Source organism: Daejeonella sp., from assembly GCF_044348475.1.
In the GTDB taxonomy this organism is placed as follows: Bacteria; Bacteroidota; Bacteroidia; order Sphingobacteriales; family Sphingobacteriaceae; genus Daejeonella.
Genome location: NZ_JBIKSU010000131.1, coordinates 1 through 4,032 on the forward strand (window position 1 = coordinate 1; position 4,032 = coordinate 4,032).

A 4,032-nucleotide genomic window follows, 5' to 3' on the forward strand; every position below is an offset into this window, starting at 1 on the left:
AACTTTTGTATTGAAGGGTATCTGCAGCAGGGCAAATAATCAGATATTGATTTGGAGGTAGCAGGTATTTTTTCAAGATTCCTTTGGTTTGTGTATCGTTCATATTCCATCCTTCCAAATCAACTGTGTCTGTTCCGGGATTAAATAATTCAATAAATTCAACCAGTGGCAAACCAACTTCAGGCGAGGGATCGGCAAATAGTTCGGTGATGAATACTTTTGCGGTATCTAGCCTTGCCAGTGCAGCAGGAGGTAGTGGTAGCTGAGCAGCAAGCGCAGGAATATTAAAACTGAATGGAGATGAACTGTTAAAAGTATTGCCGCTGCAGTCTTTTATTCCGTTAATATTCAATTGATACGATGTGCCTGCTTTGAATTTTTCGCTGAACTTGACCAAAACCTGCTTAAAGTCTGCACTACTTTTAATTTCTTTAATCTGACCTGAAATAGGTGCTAATAAAAAATTATCCTTTATTAAAGTGCTGTTATTTAATGGTTTATTAAAATATATCAAAAGGGTAGAATCAGATAAACGATTTAAACTATCAGCCTTTAAAGGTTTTTGATCCCAATTGGCTATAAACACAGAATTTTGCTTGCCTGGAGTACCACCCGATGAATCATTGGAGCTTATCCAATTAAAAATCCCTTCGCAAATAGAGGTTGGACTCACGCGTTCTAAACTCCATCCGCCTTGTTTTTTCAACGGGTCACGGTGCCAAGTATCTGAATAGGAAATGGAATCCACCAACGTATTTAAATGATCCTTGATAGATATCATATCCCCGCTGTTGTTCAGTGATGGCCAGGAGGAAAGGCCTAAAACGTTTCCGAATTTTTTAAATTCAGCGGTATCTGCCTTGGCGCAAAGAATTAAATAGGAGTTGGGCGAAATGCTAATATTCCCCAAAGAGCCAGCACTTGAGAGGTCGCTTAACTTCCAGTTATAAAGCGATATAGTTTCATTACTAGAATTTAGAAGTTCAATGTATTCAACCGATGGCAGATCAATCTGCGGCGCCGGATCAGCAAATATTTCGTTGATAATGATATCTCTGAATTTAGGTTTATACGGTTTTACATAATTGAATGATGCCTGATTTTTATTTTGGATTAAATTGCCATTTTTATCTTTTACGTTCAATATAGTAAGGCCGTACTGGCCTGTTTTTAATTCAGAATTCAATTTAATCTTGAATTTTGCTGGATCGGAGCTTGTTTGTACGTTATTTATTTGGCCCTTGAAATTAGTTAAACTAAAATTTGCCAGATTTTTAACACCAATACTATCCATAGCCTCATTAAAGGTTATCTCTAAAGTAGTTGAGTCTAAAACTGAAACTCCCGTTAATTCAGGCGGATTTTTATCGGTTAGTAGCGACTCTATACTGAAATCATCGAAAAAATGTTTTTGAAAAAAACTGGATGTAGATTGTTGAATAAAAACACCGAAGAAAGAGGAATTTGTGAAGCTAATATCTTTGAATGTTCCCTCTGTAAAAAAGGAATTAGTAGTTCCAGTTAAATCTCGCTCAAGCGTAAAAAGCCCATCGTTATTTCTGCTAGCCCGCACTCTAATCGTGTTATTACTTGTATTTGTTGTTCCGTTTATTCCATCAATTAGCTTGATGCTGCTGCTGTTTAAGCCAGATCGTTTATACAGGCAAATTTCATCATCGGTATTTCCAATCCGAATAAAATAGCCATTGATCAAACTGCTTTTAAGATCTGCTTTATCTGAAATCAAATAAATATCTACAAAGTTTGCTCCTGAAGTATTAAACTGAAGATTGATCCAGAACTCCCATTTAGAATTTAATGCAAGTGCATTAGGGGTACTGATATAAAAGCTACCTGAGCTCAGACTGGAATTGGATTTTAGTCTATTAGTTAGAACAATAAAATCAGTGCCATTATTTCCGGTAGTCCAAACTGGATTCAGTAAAAAATTACCATCACTAAAATCATCATTTAGCTGTGCACTCGCCAATTTGCTATATAAAAGAAGTACTATTATTAAAATCTTTCTCATTTCTGCCTATAAAAGCAGAATTAAATTAAGATTTTGGCATATAACATTTAAAAGGAATGAGTTTACGGTAAGGTTTATATAGTAAACGGTTTTATTATTGATAGAATTCATGATTTAGATCAAAAATTTGCTTACGGGGCTAGTTAAACCAATTAAATGACCAAACAATTTCCCATATTTGCTTTGATAATAATAAATATTCGAATTTTTAAAAAAACAAAAAAATGAAAGTCGCAGTAGTAGGCGCTACCGGCCTTGTAGGTTCGGTGATGTTAAAAGTTTTAGCAGAGCGCAATTTCCCCCTTAGTGAATTGATCCCAGTTGCCTCAGCAAAGAGTGCAGGTAAACAGATTGAATTTAAGGGTAAAAAGTATACTGTTGTGACCATGGATGATGCCATTGCTATGAAGCCAGATGTAGCATTATTCTCTGCCGGTGGAGGAACCTCTCTAGAAAGTGCACCCCGTTTTGCTGCTATAGGCACAACAGTAATTGATAATTCATCTGCCTGGCGTATGGATCCAGATAAGAAATTAATTGTGCCAGAAGTGAATGCAGATGAACTTACCGCTCAGGATAAGATTATTGCAAATCCAAATTGTTCAACGATACAAATGGTGGTGGTTTTGAAACCACTGCATGATAAATATAAAATTAAACGTGTTGTTGTTTCAACTTATCAGTCTGTTACGGGTACCGGTGTAAAAGCCGTAGACCAAATGATGAATGAGCGTAAAGGGATTGTTGGTCCAATGGCATATGCCTATCCGATTGACCTGAATGTAATTCCTCAAATCGATGTGTTTCAAGACAATGGATACACCAAGGAAGAGATGAAAATGATCCTTGAAACAAAAAAGATAATGGGCGATGATTCCATTCGCGTAACTGCAACAACTGTTCGTATCCCAGTTATGGGTGGGCATTCTGAATCAGTTAATATTGAATTTGAGAATGATTTTGATCTGGATGAAGTTCGTGCAATTCTGGAAAAGGAAGAAGGGATAATCGTTGTGGATGATCCGGCAAATTTAAAGTACCCAATGCCAATGGATGCTCATGAAAAGGATGAGGTTCTTGTTGGAAGAATTAGAAGAGATGAATCTCAGGATAAAACCTTAAATCTTTGGATTGTTGCCGATAATCTTCGTAAAGGAGCAGCAACCAATGCCGTTCAAATAGCGGAATATCTGATGGCTAAAAAATTGATCTAGTTTTTTGATCTACTATACAACCCGGCGAATTTCGCCGGGTTTTTTTGTGCCTAAATTTTGAGTTTATAGGGGGTTGAACTTGGTTGGTTTTTATAGTTCATGGCATCCCTATATTAAAATTTATTCTCTTGTGCTGATGCCATAAAACCTGGTATTTGGGCATTTGCTGGCCTAGCCTAAGTTGATATTGAAGATATTTTCCGCTTTTATCAATAAAAATTAGTAGACACAGTCTTGTTCAGGTAATTTAAGGGTATCTTTTTAAAAAAATTCCTTTGATGGACTTAAAATTTGTCCGAAATTGACTCAAATTCTAAAGATTATGTTTATCCACCCACAAATAAAATCAAACAGTTAAAATGCAGAGAGGTAATAAAAGGCCTATCAATTTGCTATTAATTGATCTATAGTCGATAAAGTATTACGGGGCTAAACTGGTTAAGGGTAATTCGTGAGGTCACAGAAAAAAATTAACGCATTTTTTTGAATCTTGATTTAAGTTTCAAAACATATTTTCAATAAATAATTGATTAGAATATTTATTAAAACAAACAGAAATGAAACGTAGAAATGTACTTAAGACTTTGTCTCTTTTACCGCTGGCGGGCACTGCTATGCCCCTGAATTCAATATTTGCATCTCCTGTGACCGAATCTTTGAAAGCACCCTTCAACCCTTTGGCGCCGGCAGAGGTAACATTAGAGTCATTTCTAGATAAAAATAATATCTACAGAACACATGGTATTGAACCTATAATCAATTGTAGAGGCATATTTACCATAATTG

The 4,032-nt window shown here is 35.8% G+C and carries 3 protein-coding genes; 2 read left to right on the forward strand and 1 reads right to left on the reverse strand.

Translation table 11 applies throughout. The features are described from left to right. Nucleotides 1-2,032 (reverse strand): lamin tail domain-containing protein (locus ACIQZ6_RS12165; protein ID WP_395811478.1); only part of this gene is annotated, 2,032 nt, incomplete at its 3' end. 224 nt (nucleotides 2,033-2,256) lie between these two features. On the opposite strand from ACIQZ6_RS12165, the gene ACIQZ6_RS12170 reads away from it, so the two are divergent. Both ACIQZ6_RS12170 and ACIQZ6_RS12175 read left to right on the forward strand, forming a co-directional pair. Next, nucleotides 2,257-3,246, forward strand: coding sequence for an aspartate-semialdehyde dehydrogenase (locus ACIQZ6_RS12170; protein ID WP_395811480.1), 990 nt, complete (start codon nucleotides 2,257-2,259; stop codon nucleotides 3,244-3,246). Between the two features lie 557 nt (nucleotides 3,247-3,803). After that, a partial coding sequence (locus ACIQZ6_RS12175) for a hypothetical protein (RefSeq protein ID WP_395811482.1) occupies nucleotides 3,804-4,032 on the forward strand: 229 nt, incomplete at its 3' end.